The organism is Streptomyces sp. NPDC001381 (assembly GCF_042895685.1).
In the GTDB taxonomy this organism is placed as follows: Bacteria; Actinomycetota; Actinomycetes; order Streptomycetales; family Streptomycetaceae; genus Streptomyces.
The window spans coordinates 70,093-85,562 of sequence record NZ_JBIAWO010000007.1; the positions used below are offsets into that span (position 1 = coordinate 70,093).

14 protein-coding genes are annotated in these 15,470 nt (G+C 73.8%); 12 read left to right on the top strand and 2 right to left on the bottom strand.

Going from position 1 to position 15,470, the window contains the following annotated elements; all coding sequences use genetic code 11:
• The first annotated feature begins 144 nt into the window (after positions 1-144).
• The 8 genes from ACFY2L_RS28110 to ACFY2L_RS28145 all read left to right on the top strand — a co-directional run bounded on the left by ACFY2L_RS28110 (position 145) and on the right by ACFY2L_RS28145 (position 8,068).
• Positions 145-1,104 (top strand): LysR family transcriptional regulator, encoded by a 960-nt coding sequence (locus ACFY2L_RS28110; RefSeq protein WP_390823788.1) that lies wholly within the window; start codon positions 145-147, stop codon positions 1,102-1,104.
• An 11-nt stretch (positions 1,105-1,115) separates the two neighbouring features.
• Positions 1,116-1,298, top strand: coding sequence for a lysine biosynthesis protein LysW (locus tag ACFY2L_RS28115; RefSeq protein WP_390659175.1), 183 nt, complete (start codon positions 1,116-1,118; stop codon positions 1,296-1,298).
• Positions 1,299-1,360: 62 nt separating this feature from the next.
• Positions 1,361-2,224: a RimK family alpha-L-glutamate ligase gene (locus ACFY2L_RS28120; protein WP_390659176.1), complete on the top strand. Its 864-nt coding sequence runs from the start codon at positions 1,361-1,363 to the stop codon at positions 2,222-2,224.
• Complete coding sequence (argC, locus tag ACFY2L_RS28125; protein ID WP_390659177.1) at positions 2,221-3,246, top strand: N-acetyl-gamma-glutamyl-phosphate reductase; 1,026 nt, start codon at positions 2,221-2,223, stop codon at positions 3,244-3,246. The genes ACFY2L_RS28120 and argC overlap by 4 nt, the downstream gene beginning before the upstream one ends.
• Before the next feature lie 74 nt (positions 3,247-3,320).
• On the top strand, positions 3,321-4,208 hold the full coding sequence (locus ACFY2L_RS28130) for a transketolase (protein WP_390659178.1): 888 nt from the start codon (positions 3,321-3,323) through the stop codon (positions 4,206-4,208).
• Positions 4,205-5,194, top strand: a complete 990-nt coding sequence (locus ACFY2L_RS28135) for a transketolase family protein (protein WP_390659179.1) — start codon at positions 4,205-4,207, stop codon at positions 5,192-5,194. The genes ACFY2L_RS28130 and ACFY2L_RS28135 overlap by 4 nt, the downstream gene beginning before the upstream one ends.
• Entirely contained in the window at positions 5,191-6,891 is a 1,701-nt protein-coding gene (locus ACFY2L_RS28140) for an AMP-binding protein (RefSeq protein ID WP_390659180.1), read from the top strand. Before ACFY2L_RS28135 ends, ACFY2L_RS28140 begins: the two co-directional genes overlap by 4 nt.
• Before the next feature lie 31 nt (positions 6,892-6,922).
• Positions 6,923-8,068: an acyl-CoA dehydrogenase family protein gene (locus ACFY2L_RS28145; RefSeq protein WP_390823789.1), complete on the top strand. Its 1,146-nt coding sequence runs from the start codon at positions 6,923-6,925 to the stop codon at positions 8,066-8,068.
• 26 nt (positions 8,069-8,094) lie between these two features.
• Here the strand turns inward: ACFY2L_RS28145 and ACFY2L_RS28150 are convergent, their stop codons facing one another.
• The gene (locus ACFY2L_RS28150; protein WP_390823790.1) at positions 8,095-8,685 is read right to left on the bottom strand and encodes a CGNR zinc finger domain-containing protein; all 591 of its coding nucleotides are present in this window, start codon (positions 8,683-8,685) and stop codon (positions 8,095-8,097) included.
• Positions 8,686-8,802: 117 nt separating this feature from the next.
• On the opposite strand from ACFY2L_RS28150, the gene ACFY2L_RS28155 reads away from it, so the two are divergent.
• The 4 genes from ACFY2L_RS28155 (at position 8,803) to ACFY2L_RS28170 (ending at position 13,053) form a co-directional block, all read left to right on the top strand.
• A complete protein-coding gene (locus ACFY2L_RS28155; RefSeq protein ID WP_390659183.1) occupies positions 8,803-10,257 on the top strand; it encodes an MFS transporter in 1,455 nt (484 codons plus the stop codon).
• A 101-nt stretch (positions 10,258-10,358) separates the two neighbouring features.
• Complete coding sequence (locus ACFY2L_RS28160; protein WP_390823791.1) at positions 10,359-11,537, top strand: FAD-dependent monooxygenase; 1,179 nt, start codon at positions 10,359-10,361, stop codon at positions 11,535-11,537.
• 18 nt (positions 11,538-11,555) lie between these two features.
• A complete protein-coding gene (locus tag ACFY2L_RS28165; RefSeq protein WP_390823792.1) occupies positions 11,556-12,131 on the top strand; it encodes a YdeI family protein in 576 nt (191 codons plus the stop codon).
• Between the two features lie 190 nt (positions 12,132-12,321).
• Entirely contained in the window at positions 12,322-13,053 is a 732-nt protein-coding gene (locus ACFY2L_RS28170; RefSeq protein ID WP_390659186.1) for an alpha/beta fold hydrolase, read from the top strand.
• 64 nt (positions 13,054-13,117) lie between these two features.
• Here the strand turns inward: ACFY2L_RS28170 and ACFY2L_RS28175 are convergent, their stop codons facing one another.
• On the bottom strand, positions 13,118-15,466 hold the full coding sequence (locus ACFY2L_RS28175) for an amino acid adenylation domain-containing protein (protein ID WP_390659187.1): 2,349 nt from the start codon (positions 15,464-15,466) through the stop codon (positions 13,118-13,120).
• Positions 15,467-15,470: the final 4 nt, after the last annotated feature.

The window sequence follows — 15,470 nt, forward strand, 5'->3', positions numbered from 1 at the left end:
ACATGCCGATCATGAAGATCTCATACCCATCCCGTGAGCTGCGCCGTGGTAGCCCGGAAGAGGCCCGTCCTACGCTGCTGCCAGCGCCAGGAATTCGACCGAAGACGGGGTGGGAGAATGCGTCACGACTTGCAGATAAATCGCTTGAGGGCGTTGGTCGCGGTGGTCGAGCACGGGGGATTCCGGCGGGCCGCGGAGGCCCTGCACATCACCCAGCCCGCCGTCAGCCAGCAGATCCGCCAGCTGAGCGGCCTGATCAAGCGGCCGGTCTTCGCCTCCACGGGGCGCGAGATGCGGCTCAGCCCGCAGGGCGAGGAACTGCTCGAGTACGCCCGGCGCATGGTGGCACTCAACGACGAGGCCGTCGCCCGGTTCGTGCCGGAGGCCGGCCAGGTGCTGCTCTCCGTGGGCGTGACCAGCCAGCTCGCCGAGGTCCTCCCCGAGTTCCTGCGCCGGGTCAACCGCGGACTGCCGCATGTGCAGCTGCGGGTACGGACCGGGGCGAGCGAGGCGCTGGCCCAGCAGCTCGGCACCGGCCAGCTGGACGCGGCGCTGCTGCTCCAGGCCGGCCCGCCGGAGCCGGGCACGGACCGCGTGGAGCTGGGCCGGATGCGCCTGGCCTGGTTCGGCCGCCCCGCCATCGGCGAGCGCGACACCCTTCCGCTGGCCCTGTTCCCCACACCGTGCACCCTGCGCGCACACGTCGGCCAGGTCCTCGACGAGGCGGGCGTGCCCTGGCGGATCGCGTACGAGGGCCCCGAGCTGATCGGGCTGCGCTCGGCCGCCAAGGCGGGTCTGGGCATGACCTGCCTGGTCGCCAACGGCGACGAGCTGTGGGGACTGGCCAGGGCCGTGCTCCCGGGCCTGCCCGAGCCGCCGGCCGCGCTGCCGGTGACCCTCGCGACGGCTCCCGGGGCCGTGCCGGAGGACTTCGCCCGTATCGCCGAGAAGGCGTTCCGGCAGGCGTTGCAGGGCTATCCGCTGGAGGATAAGCAGCCGCGTTCACTCCCATTCGAGCCCCTCATGAAAAGCGGCCGAACGGAGCGAATTCCCAGGGATACAGTCGGTCTTGTTCCGTCCTCTTCCGTCCATTCCATCCAGTGAGGGGAATTCCCATGTCCCAGACCCTGACCGTCACCGAATGCCTCGAATGCGACGCCGAGGTTCCGTGGGAGAACGACCCGCGGGTGGGCGAGATCCTCGAGTGCCCGGAGTGTGCCGTCGAACTCGAGGTCGAGTCGGTCGAGCCGCCCCGTCTGGTCCTCGCGCCGGAGGTCGAGGAGGACTGGGGCGAGTAGTCCCGGGCCGCCTCCACCGGACACCACCGGCAGCTCCGACACACAGGAAGGAGAACAAGGCGATGAGTTCCGCGACACCGCGGCTCGGCGTACTCGCCTCGCGGGTCCGCTTCGAGGAGAAATGCATCCTGGCAGCGCTGGAGAGGCGTGGCGTCGCGAGCGAGCAGATCGACCCCCGTGCGCTGTCGGTCCGGGCGGGCACGCCCTGGACCGGCCCGCGGACCGTCCTCAACCGCGAGGTCGGCCACTACCGGGCGCTGTACGCGGCGAGCGCCCTGGAGTCGACGGGCACGAAGGTGCTCAACACGGCCGCCGCCGCGGCGGTCTGCGGTGACAAGTGGCAGACGACGACGGCCCTGGTCGCCGCCGGCCTGCCGACCCCCGAGACCACCCTGGCGCTGACCCCCGAGGCGGCCCTGGAGGCCCTGGAGCGGTTCGGCTACCCGGCCGTGATCAAGCCGCTGGTCGGCTCGTGGGGCCGCCTGGTGACGAGGGTGACCGACCCGGCGATGGCCGCGGCCGTCCTGGAGCACCTGGCCGCGCTGCCCTCCCCGCAGTCCCACATCGTCTACGTGCAGCGCGAGGTGGCCAAGGCCGACCGGGACATCCGCGTCCTGGTGGTGGACGGCCGTGCCGTCGGGGCCACGTACCGCCGCAGCGACCAGTGGCGGACGAACGTCGCCCGCGGCGCGGTCAGCGAGCGCTGCTCCCTCGACCCCGAGCTCACCGGGCTCGCCGTGGCCGCCGCCGGCGCCGTCGGCGCCCACATCGCCGGGGTGGACCTGCTCCAGGACCCCGACGGCCGGCTGACCGTGCTGGAGGTCAACGACCGGGTGGAGTTCCGGGGGCTGCAGCAGTGCCACGGCACGGACATCGACGCAGCGGACGCCATGGCCGCCCTGCTGATCAAGGAGGCACAGGCATGATCCGGGCAGCCGTCGTCGGCGCGGCCGGCTACATCGGCGGGGAACTGCTCCGCCTGCTCGTCAACCACCCCCAGGTGGAGGTCGTCAACGCCGTCTCCCGCACCCTGCGCGGGCGCCCGGTGGACAGCGTCCACCCCAACCTGCGCGGCCGCACCCGGCTGACGTTCTCCTCGTACGACCAGCTCGGCCACCCCGACGTGCTGTTCCTGGCCACCCCGCACCGGGAGACCATGCAGCGGATGCCGGAGTACCTCGCCGCCGCACACGTCGTCGTCGACCTGTCCGGCGACTTCCGGCTGCACGACACGACCGTCTACGAGGACTACTACGGCACCCCGCACGAGGCGCCCGCCCTGATCGACGGCTTCACCCCGGGGATCCCCGAGTTCCACCGGGAACGGCTGCGCACCGCCGACCGGATCTCCGTGCCCGGCTGCATGGCCAACGCCGGCATCCTCGCCCTGGAGCCGCTCGCCCGCGACAAGCTGATCGAGGGCGACATCACGGTGGACGCCCGTACCGGGTCCAGCGGCTCCGGCGCCAAGGCCGGCTCGGAGAACCTGCACGCCGAACGCAGCGGCGCGCTGCGGGTGTTCGCCCCCACCAGGCACCGGCACGAGGCCGAGATCGCCCAGGCGACCGGGCACACCGTGCGGATGACGGCGACCGGCGTCGAGGCGGTGCGCGGGGTGCAGCTGCTGTGCCGGGCGGGGCTGGCCGACGGGGTGGACGAGCGTGCCCTGCGCGCCACCTACCGGGCCCGGTACGCCGACGAGCCCTTCGTCCGGATCGTCGCCGCCCGGCGCGGGATGCACCGCTTCCCCGACGCCAAGATCCTGGCCGGCTCCAACTTCTGCGACGTGGGCTTCGCCCTGGACCGCGGCGCCTCCACCGTCACCGTGATCGCGGCCCTGGACAACCTCGTCAAGGGCGGCGCGGGCAACGCCGTGCAGTGCATGAACATCCGCTTCGGCGAACCGGAGGAACGCGGCCTGGAGTTCACCGGCCTGCACCCCAACTGAGCGGGCCTCCGGCCTCCTTCACCGCCGTACGCCACCCGACACCGTCTCCACCGCACCCGCCGAAAGGACCAGGCATGAGCAGCCCGCCCCTGCTGCGCGGCACCCCGCCGCCGGCCGCAACGACCGCCGACGACCCCCGCCGGGAAGCGGACCTGCCCGAGGTCGTCACCCGGATCAGGGAGCACGTCGTGTCCATGTGCGCCTCTCCCGAGGGCGGGCATCTGGGCGGGTCGATGTCCCTGGTGGAGATCCTCGCCGTGCTCTACTTCCGGGTGCTGCGGCACGACCCGCGCTTCCCGGGACTGCCCGAGCGGGACGTGCTGCTGCTCAGCAAGGGACACGGCGGCATCGGCCTGTTCGCGACCCTGTGCGAGGCCGGCTACTTCCCGGCCGGGGAGCTCGCCGGGTACGCCCGCCCGGGCAGCCACTTCACCGCCCACCCGCATCCCGGGATCCCCGGCGTGGAGATGCCCTCCGGCTCCCTCGGACACGGGCTGGCCGTCGGCGTCGGGTACGCCCTGGCGCACCGGCTGGAGGAGTCCGACCGGCGCTGTTTCGTCGTCATGGGCGACGGCGAGCTGCAGGAGGGCTCGGTGTGGGAGGCCGCGTCGGTGGCCTCCGCGCACCGGCTGGGCCGGCTCACCGCGATCGTGGACCGCAACGGTCTGCAGATCAGCGGCTCGACCGAGAAGGTCGCCGCCCTGGAGCCGCTGGCCGACCGCTGGCGCGCCTTCGGCTGGCGGGTCCTGGAGGCCGACGGCCACGACACCGAGGCGCTCACCGCCGCGCTGGCCCTGGCCCCCGACCCGCACCGGCCGACCGTGCTGATCGCGCACACCGTCAAGGGCAAGGGCGTCCCGCAGATCGAGGGCCAGGCCCGCAGCCACTACGCCCGGCTGGGCCGCCGGCAGGAGCTCCAGCTGCTGAAGGCCCTGCGCGCCGAGGCGGAGGCCCGCCGATGACCACCCTGGCCGCACCCGCCCCCGCCGCCCCGCAGGCCGACACCCGTTCCGCCCGCGAGGTCTACCGCGACACCGTCGCCCGGCTCCTGCCCCGCGAGGACCGGCTGGTCGTGCTCGACAGCGACACCGGGCTGTTCAACGGCGTCGACTTCGGTCTCGCCGCCGACCGCTACCTCAACCTCGGGATCGCCGAGCACACCCTGATGGGCGCCGCCTCCGGGCTCGCCCGCGAGGGCCGGATCCCGCTGGTGAACACGATGGCCGCGTTCGCCTCCTCCCGCGCGCTGGAGGCCGTCAAGCTCGACATCGCGCTGAACAACCTGCCGGTGCTGATCGCGGCCACCCACTCCGGGGTGTCGGCCGGTCACCTCGGGCCCACTCACCACGCCCTGGAGGACCTGGCGACGCTGCGGGTGCTGCCGCACATGACCGTCGTGGTGCCCGGCGACCCCGCCCAGACGGCGGAACTGCTGCGCCAGGCCCTCGCCTGCGGCGGACCGGTCTACCTCCGGCTCGGCCGCGGCGCCACCCCCGCCCTGCCGGCCGGCGCCGAACCGCCGCGCCTGGGCAGGGCGCAGATCCTGCGCCGGGGCGCCGACGTCACGATCGCGGCCTGCGGGCCGTACCCGGTCCTGGCCGCGCTGGAGGCGGCCGAGCTGCTCGCGGCGGACGGCATCGAGGCGAACGTCCTGCATCTGCACACCGTCAAGCCGCTCGACACCCCGGCCCTGCTCGACGCGCTGGGCGACCAGCGGACGGTGATCACGGTCGAGGAGCACTGGGCGGCCGGCGGGTTCGGTTCCGCCGTCGCCGAGGAGCTGAGCGCGGTGCGGCCGGTCCGGGTCCACCGGATCGCCATGCCGGACGCCTTCGTCCCGGTCGCCGGCGGCCAGCGGCTGCTGCTCGAACAGGGCGGGGTCAGCGCGCTCGCCGTCGCCGACCGCGCCCGCCGGGCGCTCGACACCACCCGGGGAGACTCCCGATGACGACGACAGCACAGCCGTACGGCGCCGTGGACGGCGCCGAGGCCTGGCGCGCGGCCGGCTGGTGGCGGGACGAGACGATCCTGCACGACCTGCGCCGCTGGGCCGCGCTGCGGCCCGAACGCCCCGCCCTGGTCTGCTACTCCGGCGTTGACGCCCGGACGCTGGGCTACGCCGAGCTGGCCCGCCGGGTCGACCGGCTCGCCGTCGGGCTGCTGCGGCTCGGCGTGCGGCGCGGTGACGTGGTGACCCTGCAACTGCCCAACTCCTGGGAGCTGGTGGCGCTCTGTCTGGCCGCCGCCCGGATCGGCGCGGTCGCCGGGCCGGTGGTGCCGACCATGCGCCGCCGCGAGGTGGAGTTCATGACCCGGCTCACCGAGAGCCCGGTGTACATCGCCGCCGCCGAGGTGCGGGGCTTCTCCTACGACGAGATGAGTGCCGAGGTCGCCGCGGCCGTGCCCACCCTGCGCCACCGGGTCCTCCTCGGCGGCGACGGCGGACTCACCGCCGGCGCACTGGACTTCACCCGCGACCTCTACGGCCCGGAGCCCGACCCGGCGCTGCTCGCCTCCCTCGACGCGCTCGAGGCCGGCCCCGACGACCCCGCGCAGATCATGTTCACCTCCGGCACCACCGGGGAGCCCAAGGGCGTGGTGCACAGCCACAACACCCTGTACGCGATGAACAGGGCGCAGGCCGACGTGCTCGGGCTGACCGGGGACGAGATCACCGCGATGGGCTCGCCCACCACGCACCAGGCGGGTTTCACGTGGAACTTCGTGATGCCGATGCTGCTCGGCGCGACCGCGGTGCAGGTGGACCGCTGGGACGCGGAACGGATGCTGGGCATCCTCCAGGAGCAGCGGGTGACGTTCTTCATGGGGGCGCCGACCTTCCTCTCCGATCTGATCGACGCCCAGCGCCGCGCCCCGCACGACCTGTCGGCGCTGCGCAGCTTCGCCACCGGCAGCGCGCCGATCGCCCCGCTGCTGGTGGAGGACGCCGACGTGGTGCTCGGCTGCCGGGTGTACGCGCTGTGGGGCATGACGGAGAACGGCTGTGTCACCGTCACGCGTCCCGGACAGCCGCCGCTGCGGGCCGCCGAGAGCGACGGCACGGCGGTGCCGGGCATGGAGGTCCGGATCACCGGCAAGGAGGGCGGCCCGGTTGCGCCCGGGGAGAGCGGACGGCTCCAGGTGCGCGGCGCCGCCCAGTGCCTGGGCTACTTCCGCCGGCCGGAGGTCTACGCCGCCTCGGTGACCGCCGACGGCTGGTTCGACACCGGTGACCTGGCCCGGGACGACGGGCACGGCGGGATCCGGATCGCCGGGCGGGTCAAGGACATGATCGTGCGCGGCGCCGAGAACATCCCGGTCGTCGAGGTCGAGGGCGCGCTGCTGCGGCACCCGGCGGTCAAGGACGTCGCGGTGGTCGGCTACCCGGACGAGCGGCTCGGTGAACGCGCCTGCGCCTTCCTGGTCACCGACGGCGCGGTCCTCGGACTCCCGGACGTGCGGGCCCACCTGGCGGGCCTCGGGATGGCGAAGACGTACTGGCCGGAGCGGGTGGAACCGCTGCCGGAGCTGCCGCGCACCCCGTCCGGAAAGATCCAGAAATTCGTCCTGCGCGACCTGCTGTCCGACCGGTCCGGCCCACGCGCCCCGCTCGGCCCGTCCCCCGCCGGGCGCCCCTCCGTCTGACGCCCGCCCCGAGAGAAGGAAGCACAGCCCCATGGACTTCACGTTCACCGCACAGCAGGACGAACTCGCCAAGCGGGTGGCCGAGTTCGCCGCCGACCGGATCGCCCCGCACCGGCAGGAGCAGGACCGCTCCGGTACCTACCGCCCGGACCTGATCGCGGACCTGGCCGCCGCCGGCCTGTTCGCGCTGCGGATCCCCGGGGAGTACGGCGGCCTCGGCCTGGACGCGGTCAGCGCGGGCATCGCGCTGGAGCGGCTGGCGGCCGCGGATCTGTCGGTGTGCTTCCCGGTGCTCAACGCGGCCCTCATCGGCGGGGTCCTCGCCGACAACGGCACGCCCGAGCAGCGGGCGGCCTGGCTGCCGGCGATCGCGCGCGGCGAGGCCGTGGTCGCGCTGGCGCTGACGGAGCCGGACCACGGCACGGACGCGGCCGGGATCCGGATGGCCGCGCGGCCGGACGGGGACGGCTGGGTGCTGACCGGCGAGAAGACCTCGATCATGATCGCCGCGCACGCCACCCACGCCCTGGTCTTCGCCCGCACCGGCGGAGAGGGCGCCCGCGGCATCAGCGCCTTCTACGTCGCCCTGGACGACACCCGGGTCCGGCGCGAGCGGCTGACCGACCTCGGCTGCAAGGCCGGCGGCCGGGGCCGGCTGGTGCTGGACGGGCTGCGGGTCGGGCCGGGCGAGCTGGTCGGCGAACCGGGCGGCGGCTTCACGGCCGTGATGCGCGGCTTCGGCGTCTCCCGGGCGCTGATCGCGCTGATGGCGATCGCGGTCGGCGACGCGGCCCTGGAGGAGGCGTACGCCCACGCCACCCGCCGTACCGCGTTCGGGCAGCCTCTCGGACGGTTCCAGTCGGTGACGTTCCCGCTGGTGGAGCACACCACGCTGCTGCACGCGGCACGGCTGGTCGCCTACGAGGCGCTGTGCCGGGCGGACCGGGGCGAGGATCCGCGGATCCCGTCGAACATGGCGAAGTGGTGGGCGCCGAAGGCGGCCGTGGAGGCCACCCACCAGGCGCTGCTGACCATGGGGCACCTGGGCTGGAGCGAGGACGGGCCGGTGGCGCAGCGGCTGCGGGACGTCATCGGTCTCCAGCTCGCCGACGGCACCGCGGCGGCCACGAAGATGACCGTGGCGCGGCTGGTCCTGGGCAAGGAGTACGCGCCGTGACCGCGCCCGTGGTGAGCCGACCGGGCTCAGCCGCTCGCGGCGGCCGCCTTCAGGCCCTGCCGGTACACGGTCATCTTGGAACGGGTGCCGCACACCGCCATGGAGCACCAGCGGCCGGAGCGGTTGCGGGCGCGGTCGTAGAACGCCCACTCGCAGCGGTGGTCGTGGCAGGACTTCAGCCGCTGCCAGGTGCCCTCGCCGGCGGCCTCCACGACGATCCCCAGCACCTGTGCCATCAGGCCGCGGGCACCGTCGTGGACGGGCCGGAGACCGGGCAGGCCGGTGGCGTCGAAGCCGAGGACCAGCGGGAGCTGCGCGGCGAGGCGCTCGACGGCCGCGCGGGCCGCGGGGTCGGGTTCACCGCCGTTGTTCTCCCGCAGCAGCGCCCTGAGCGCCTCGCGGAGTTCGACCGCGCGCCGGCGGTCGGCCTCGGTGACCTCGCTCGCGGCGCCTGGCGGGCCGTACTCCCCGAGCCAGCGCGTGAAGCCCTCGACGGTGGCGAACTCGTCCGGTCCGAACTCCACGTTGAGGCTGTTGACGAAGGACTGCACCAGGGCGAGCCGGCCGGGCGCCACCTCGCGGTCCCCGGGCTGCCGCACCCGCGATTTTCCTGTCATTCCCCAGACAGTACCGGTCACTCACGTTCACCGGTATCCACTCCGTGATCTCGCATCACCGGACCACCGCACCACCGCACCACCTCATCCCCCCATTGATCCCTCGAAAGGAATGCCATGGCCGGCACCACCGGCGGGCGACCGCCGCTCCTCCTGCTGTGCACCGCGCAGTTCATGCTCGCCCTCGACTTCGCCATCGTGAACGTCGCCCTCGGCGGCATGCAGCGTGACCTCGGCTTCACCGACAGCGGTCTGCAGTGGGTCGTGGGCGCCTACGCGCTCTTCTACGGCGGTTTCCTGCTGCTCGGCGGCCGGGCGGGCGACGTCATCGGCCGCAAGCGGCTGTTCGTCGCCGGACTCACCGTCTTCACCCTCGCCTCGCTGGTCGGCGGGCTCGCGACCGAGCCGTTCGTGCTCGTCGCCGCACGCGCGCTGCAGGGCCTCGCGGCCGCGGCCGTCTCCCCGGCCGTCCTCGCGCTGATCGCCGCCGGATTCCCGGAGGGCAAGGAGCGGGTGAAGGCGATGGGCGTCTTCGGCGCGGTCTCCTCGGCCGGCTTCTCCGGCGGTGTGGCGGCCGGCGGGCTGCTCACCGAGTACATCAGCTGGCGTGCCGTCATGCTGGTCAACCTGCCGGTCGGCATCGTCCTGGTGGCCCTCGCCGCGAAGAAGCTCGCCGCCGACCACCACACCACCCGCGCCACCCGGCTCGACATCCCCGGCGCCGTCCTCGTCACCTCCGCCATGTGCGCGTTCAGCTACGGCCTGACCGTCGCCTCCGACGAGGGCTGGAACTCCACGGCCGTCATCGCCTCGCTGACCGCCGGCACCGTGCTGCTGATCGCGTTCCTGATCGTCCAGACCCGGGTCCCGGCCCCCCTCGTCCCGCTGTCGATCTTCCGCAACCGCAGCCTGTCCTCCGGCAACGTCATCGCGTTCCTGTCCGGCGGTGTGATGTCGGTGTCGACCTTCTTCATCACCCTCTACCTCCAGCAGGTCCTCGGCTACTCCGCCGTCAAGACCGGCCTCGCCTTCTTCCCGCAGGCGTTCACCGTGTTCCTCGCCAGCGTCCCGGTGATCCGCCTCACCGAGCGGCTGGGCGCCCGCAACACGCTGACCATCGGCGGGCTGTTCCTCGCCGCCGGCTCCGCGCTGCTCGCCCAGGTCACCGCCGACAGCTCCTACCTGCTGGTGGTGCTGCCCGGCGGCGTCCTGCTCGGCCTGGGCGTCACGGTCATGATGATCACCACCGCCGTCGCCGCCACCAGCGGTGTCAGCGGCCCGCAGATGGGTCTCGCCTCCGGCCTGTACAACTCCGGCCGCCAGCTGGGCGTCGGCCTGTGCCTCGCGGTCGGCGTGGCCCTGGCCGGCCTGGCGGACGGCGCCGTCCGCGCCATCCCGATCGACGGCTTCCAGTCGGCGTTCTGGTTCACCGGCGCCCTCTCGGCCGGCATCGTCGCGGTCTCGGTCCTGGGGCTGCGCGGCACGGCCGTCGCCCAGGCCGCGCCGAAGACCGCCGCCCCGGCGGCGGACGGCGTGAGCGCTCCCGCGGGGGCGCCGGCGGCCGCCAAGTAGTCCGTACCCCACCCGACGCGGCCGGCCCTCTCACCCCCCGAGGGCCGGCCGTCCCCCCGTCCCGGCACACGCCGGCGCATGCGAGAGGACCAGAACGAGCCATGACTCACACACTCGTCGCGGGCGGCGGCATCGGCGGGCTGGCCGTCGCGCTCGGCCAGGCCCGCAGCGGACACCGGGTGACCGTCCTGGAGAGCCGGCCCGAATTCGGCGAGATCGGCGCCGGCATCCAGCTCGCGCCCAACGCCTTCCACGCCCTGGACGCCCTCGGCGTCCGGGACGCCGTGGCCGGCCGCGCCGACTTCATCGACGAACTCCGCTTCATGGACGGCACCACCGGCCGGCGCGTCGCGGCGATGCCGCTGACCGGCGGGTACCGGACCCGGTTCGGCAACCCGTACGCCGTCGTGCACCGCGCGGACCTGCACCGGGCGCTCCTCGACGGCTGCCGGGACGCCGGAGTGCGGCTGCTCGGCGGCCAGCGCGTCACCGGCTACGAGCAGTCGGGCGGGCAGGTGACCGCGCTGACCGCGGCCGGTGACCGCTTCCCGGCCGAGGTGCTCGTCGGCGCCGACGGACTGCGCTCCGCCGTACGCGAGCAGCTCGTCGGCGACGGCCCGCCGCGCATCTCCGGCCACACCATCTACCGCTCCGTCATCCCGATGTCCGAGGTCCCCGAGCGGCTCCGGGCCCGCGCCGTCACCCTCTGGGCCGGCCCCGGATGGCACTTCGTGCACTACCCGATCGGCGGCGGCGACTACCTCAACCTCGCCGCCACCCGCGACGACGGCGCCCGCCGGGAGATCACCGGCACCCCCGCCACCCGCGCCCAGGTCCTCGCCGAGTTCGGCGGACTCGCCGACAGCGCACGCCAGTTGCTGGAGCTGGGCCGCGACTGGCGGATCTGGGTGCTGTGCGACCGCGACCCCGTCGACACCTGGGTGGACGGCCGGGTCGCGCTGGCCGGCGACGCGGCGCACCCGATGCTCCAGTACGCGGCCCAGGGCGCCTGCATGGCCCTGGAGGACGCGGTGGCCCTCGGCACCCTGCTGCGCTGCGACCCGGCCGACGTGCCGCAGCGCCTGGAGAAGTACAACGGCGTACGGCGCGAGCGCACCGCCCGCACCACGCGCACCGCCCGCTGGATGGGCAGCGAGCTCTACCACCCGGCGGGCCCGCGCGCCGCCGAACGCGACGCGCTGCTCGCCGGGCACTCGGCCGAGGACCTGCACGACGCGGTGTCGTGGCTGCACGGCGCCACGGACTTCATCAGCACCTGACCCGGGGAGACCTCCCGCATGCCTTCGAACGACGGCGCCGAGACCATCCACTTTCCCGACGAGAACGCCCTGGAGAACTGGCTGGCAGAACATCACCGAAACCCCGAGGGAGTATGGCTGAAGATCGCCAAAAAGGGGTCCGGAATCCCGTCCGTCAATGCGACGCAGGCCCTGGACGTGGCCCTCTGCTACGGCTGGATCCCGGCCCGGCGGCAGTCGCACGACGACACGTTCTTCCTGCAGAAGCTCACCCCCCGCCGGCCGCGCAGCGTCTGGTCCATGGTGAACATCCGCAAGGTCGAGGCGCTGATCGAGGCGGGCCGGATGCGGGAGCCCGGCCTCGCCGAGATCCGGGCCGCCCAGACCGACGGCCGCTGGGACGCGGCCTACGAGGGACAGGCCCGCGCCGAGGTGCCGGCCGAGCTCACCGCGGCGCTGGCGGAACGGCCCGGCGCGGCCGAGCGGTTCGGGCGGCTGGACCGCACCGGCCGGTACCTGCTGATGCTGCCGCTCCTCAAAGCGGCCGGCGAGCAGAACCGGGCGCTCCAGCTGAAGAGGATCCTGCACCAGCTGGAGACGACCGCCGGCCGCTGAGCCCCGGAGAGAACCGCGAAAACCGGGAGATCCCGGGAAACACCGGGAATCCCCGGAAAGCACCCGGCAAGACCCGGAAGGATTCGCGAGCCGCCGCCCTTCACCACGAGGGCGGCGGCTTCTCGTTCTCATAATCAACCGTCATTTCCGCCGCCACCGCCGGGAATTGCCCGCAACTACCCTTCCGGGCATGACTCTTCACCTACGCCAATGGGGCACGGGCGACCGGATCGCCGTACTCGTCCACGGAATGCTGAGCAGTTCGGAGTGCTGGTGGGAGATCGGCCCGGCGCTGGCCGCCCGCGGCTACCGGGTGGTGGCGGTGGACCTGCCCGGGCACGGACACTCCCCCGCCTTCCCCGACGCGGGCCTGGACGACTTCACCGCCGCGCTGGCGACGTCGGTACCGGCCGCCCCCGCGCTCGCCATGGGTCACTCGATGGGCGCCTTCGTCCTCGCCGCCGCCCTGGACCGGATCGCCCCGCGCCGGGTGGTGTACGTGGACACCCCCTTCGGCCCGAGCCGTCTCGACGCGGATCCGCGGACGCTCACCGCGGTGTACGCCAAGGCGAAGGCCCGCCGTACGCTCGACGCCCTCGACCGGCAGGAACCGGGCTGGCGGCGGCACGACCGGGAGGTGGAGGCGCGGGCGGCCGAGCAGTTCGACGTGGCCACCTCGGTGAGCCTGTTCGCCTCTGTCGCCGGGAGGGAGTTCGCCCCGCCGGCCCACGTCCCCTCCCTGATGGTCCGTCCCGAGCCCAGCCGCTTCGTGCCCCCGGAGGCGGTCGAGTCGCTGCGGCGGCAGGGGGTGGAGGTCCGTTCCGTCGAGGGCGCCGGCCACCTCACCTGGTACGGCCACCACGAGGCCTTCATGGCGGCGGTCGACGGCTGGCTGGCGGAGCCGCTGCCGAACGCCGCGTGATCCCCGCACGCGCGAGTGCCCCGCCGGCCGGTCCGGCGGGGCACTCGCGCGTCACGGGACGGGGTCAGGCCGCCGCCGGAACCCGCGCGGCGACCAGCGCCGCCATCTGCGCCACGGTCGGCTCGTCGAAGAGGTCGACGATCTCGATGTCCACCGTGAACTCCTCGCGCACCAGGGTCGTCAGCCTGGCGGCGCGCAGGGAGTCGCCGCCCAGCTCGAAGAAGTTGTCGTGGACGCCCACCCCGTCGAGCTCCAGGACCTTGGTCCACAGCCCGAGCAGCGCCTCCTCCAGCTCCCCCGCGGGCGCCTGGTACGGGGTGTCCAGCTCCGGGCGCGAACGCGGCGGCTCGGGCAGCGCCGCCCGGTCGATCTTGCCGTTGACGCTGGTGGGCAGGCCGCCGATGACGTACACCGCCGGCACCATGAAGGACGGCAGCCGCTGGGACAGGCCGCGGCGCAGGTCCCGTACCGAGGGCGCGGGTTCCAGGCCGGGCTCGATGTACGCGGTCAGCTGGACGTCGCCCTGGCCGTCCCGGTGGGCGAGGACCGCGGCCTGGCTGACGCCGGGCAGGGTGGTGAGGACCACCTCGATCTCGCCGAGGTGGACGCGGTTGCCGCGCACCTTCACCTGGTTGTCGGTGCGGCCGACGATCTCGATGCTGCCGTCCGGCCAGTACCGGGCCAGGTCGCCCGTGCGGTACATGACCGGGTGGCGGGCCGGGTCGATCGGGTTGGTGATCCACTTCTCGGCGGTGGCCTCCGGGCGGCCCAGGTAGCCGGCCGAGAGGCTGACGCCGGCGATGCACAGCTCGCCGACGAGGCCCGGCGGCAGCGGGCGCAGCTCCTCGTCGAGGACGTACGTGGTGACGTTGGTGGTGGGGCGGCCGATGGGCGGGAGCCGGCGGGCGCGGCCCGGTGCGCCGAGGCGCTCGCCGAGTCCGGTGATGTCGCAGCTGGCGACGACGGTGGCCTCGGCGGAGCCGTACAGGTTGATCAGCCGGAACGGCAGGCCGGCCGGGGGCCAGGACTGGATGCGCTCGCCGCAGACCCGGATGTTCTCCAGCGGGGTGTCCTCGGGCCACTCCAGGCGCCACAGCCGCTCGGCCATCGGCTTCATCAGCAGGGTGGTGGTGATGCCCTCGCGCAGGAACCACTCCTGCAGACGGTGCTCGGAGGAGACCACCGAGACGTCGGGGATGTGCACGGTGCCGCCGCGGGCGAGCACCGGGAAGCACTCGACCTCGATCATGCCGTAGCCGGGGGCGGCCAGCCAGGTGCCCTGGGAGGCGCCGGTGGTGCCGGTCAGCTCGGCCATGCTGTGGATCAGGTTGCGGGCGGCGCCGAAGCGGACCATGACGGCCTTGGGGGCGCCGGTGGAGCCGGAGGTGTAGCAGATGTGGATCAGGTCGTCGGCGTCGACCGGCTCGCTGACCTCGGTGTCCGGCTCGGTGCGCCAGTCGTCCGTGTCCAGGGCGAGGACCGGGGCGAGTCCGCCGACCTTGTCCACGTGGGCGGCGAGGGTCAGCACGACGGCGGCGGAGGCGTCCTCGATCATGTAGCGGACGCGGTCGGCGGGGAAGTCGCTGTCCAGCAGGATCGCCGCGCAGGCCAGCTTGAAGCAGGCCAGCTGGGCGATCAGGCTCTCGGCGCCGCGCGGGAAGCAGACCCCGACCCGGTTCCCGGGGCGCACCCCGCGGGCGGCCAGGCGGTGCGCCAACTGGTTGGCCCGCCCGTCGAGTTCGCGGTACGTCAGCCGGGTGCCGGGCAGGATCACGGCAAGGGCGTCGGGGGTGCGGCGGGCGTGCTCGGCGACCAGCTCGTGGAAGAAGGCCGGGCCGACCGGGCCCTCGGTGTCGTTCCACTCCACCAGGATGCGGTGCAGCTCCTCCTCGGTGAGCAGGGCGATGTCCCGGACGGTGCCCTCGGGAGCCGTCGCCAGCGCGGCGAGCACCCGCTCCAGGTGACGTGCGTACTGGTCGGCGGCCGTGGCGTCGAACTCGTCCCCGTCCAGGGCGAGTTCGAAACCGTCACCGGTGACCGAGAGGGTGAGCGCGGCGAGCGCCGAGGACGCGGGGCCGGTGGTGTCGACGGCGGCGTGGGCCGGCCGGCCGGTGCCCGTCTCCGCCGCGACGGGGGCCTCGGGCACGGCCCGCAGCAGCTCGCCGAGGGTGGTCCGGCCGTCCACGCGCAACGCGAGCGGCTCGGCCGGGCCCGGCTGCCGCCGGCGGCCTATCAGCAGATCGGTCTCTCCGGTGTACCGGTGCACGAGCGCGGCCAGCGCGGCCGTGCCGTACACCTCGGCCCGCTCGGCGACGGCCGCGGGGGCCGCGATGACACGCCGGTGCAGCTCACCGGTACGGGCGCCGTCCAGGACACGCGCCAGGGGCAGGGACGAACTCGTGGTGACAGCCACGGCA

Bases quoted from the DNA above. Each gene is read 5' to 3' on its own strand.
- ACFY2L_RS28115 (WP_390659175.1), top strand. From the start codon at position 1,116: ATGTCCCAGACCCTGACCGTCACCGAATGCCTCGAATGCGACGCCGAG.
- ACFY2L_RS28120 (WP_390659176.1), top strand. From the start codon at position 1,361: ATGAGTTCCGCGACACCGCGGCTCGGCGTACTCGCCTCGCGGGTCCGC.
- argC (WP_390659177.1), top strand. From the start codon at position 2,221: ATGATCCGGGCAGCCGTCGTCGGCGCGGCCGGCTACATCGGCGGGGAA.
- ACFY2L_RS28130 (WP_390659178.1), top strand. From the start codon at position 3,321: ATGAGCAGCCCGCCCCTGCTGCGCGGCACCCCGCCGCCGGCCGCAACG.
- ACFY2L_RS28135 (WP_390659179.1), top strand. From the start codon at position 4,205: ATGACCACCCTGGCCGCACCCGCCCCCGCCGCCCCGCAGGCCGACACC.
- ACFY2L_RS28140 (WP_390659180.1), top strand. From the start codon at position 5,191: ATGACGACGACAGCACAGCCGTACGGCGCCGTGGACGGCGCCGAGGCC.
- ACFY2L_RS28145 (WP_390823789.1), top strand. From the start codon at position 6,923: ATGGACTTCACGTTCACCGCACAGCAGGACGAACTCGCCAAGCGGGTG.
- ACFY2L_RS28150 (WP_390823790.1), bottom strand. From the start codon at position 8,685: ATGACAGGAAAATCGCGGGTGCGGCAGCCCGGGGACCGCGAGGTGGCG.
- ACFY2L_RS28155 (WP_390659183.1), top strand. From the start codon at position 8,803: ATGGCCGGCACCACCGGCGGGCGACCGCCGCTCCTCCTGCTGTGCACC.
- ACFY2L_RS28160 (WP_390823791.1), top strand. From the start codon at position 10,359: ATGACTCACACACTCGTCGCGGGCGGCGGCATCGGCGGGCTGGCCGTC.
- ACFY2L_RS28165 (WP_390823792.1), top strand. From the start codon at position 11,556: ATGCCTTCGAACGACGGCGCCGAGACCATCCACTTTCCCGACGAGAAC.
- ACFY2L_RS28170 (WP_390659186.1), top strand. From the start codon at position 12,322: ATGACTCTTCACCTACGCCAATGGGGCACGGGCGACCGGATCGCCGTA.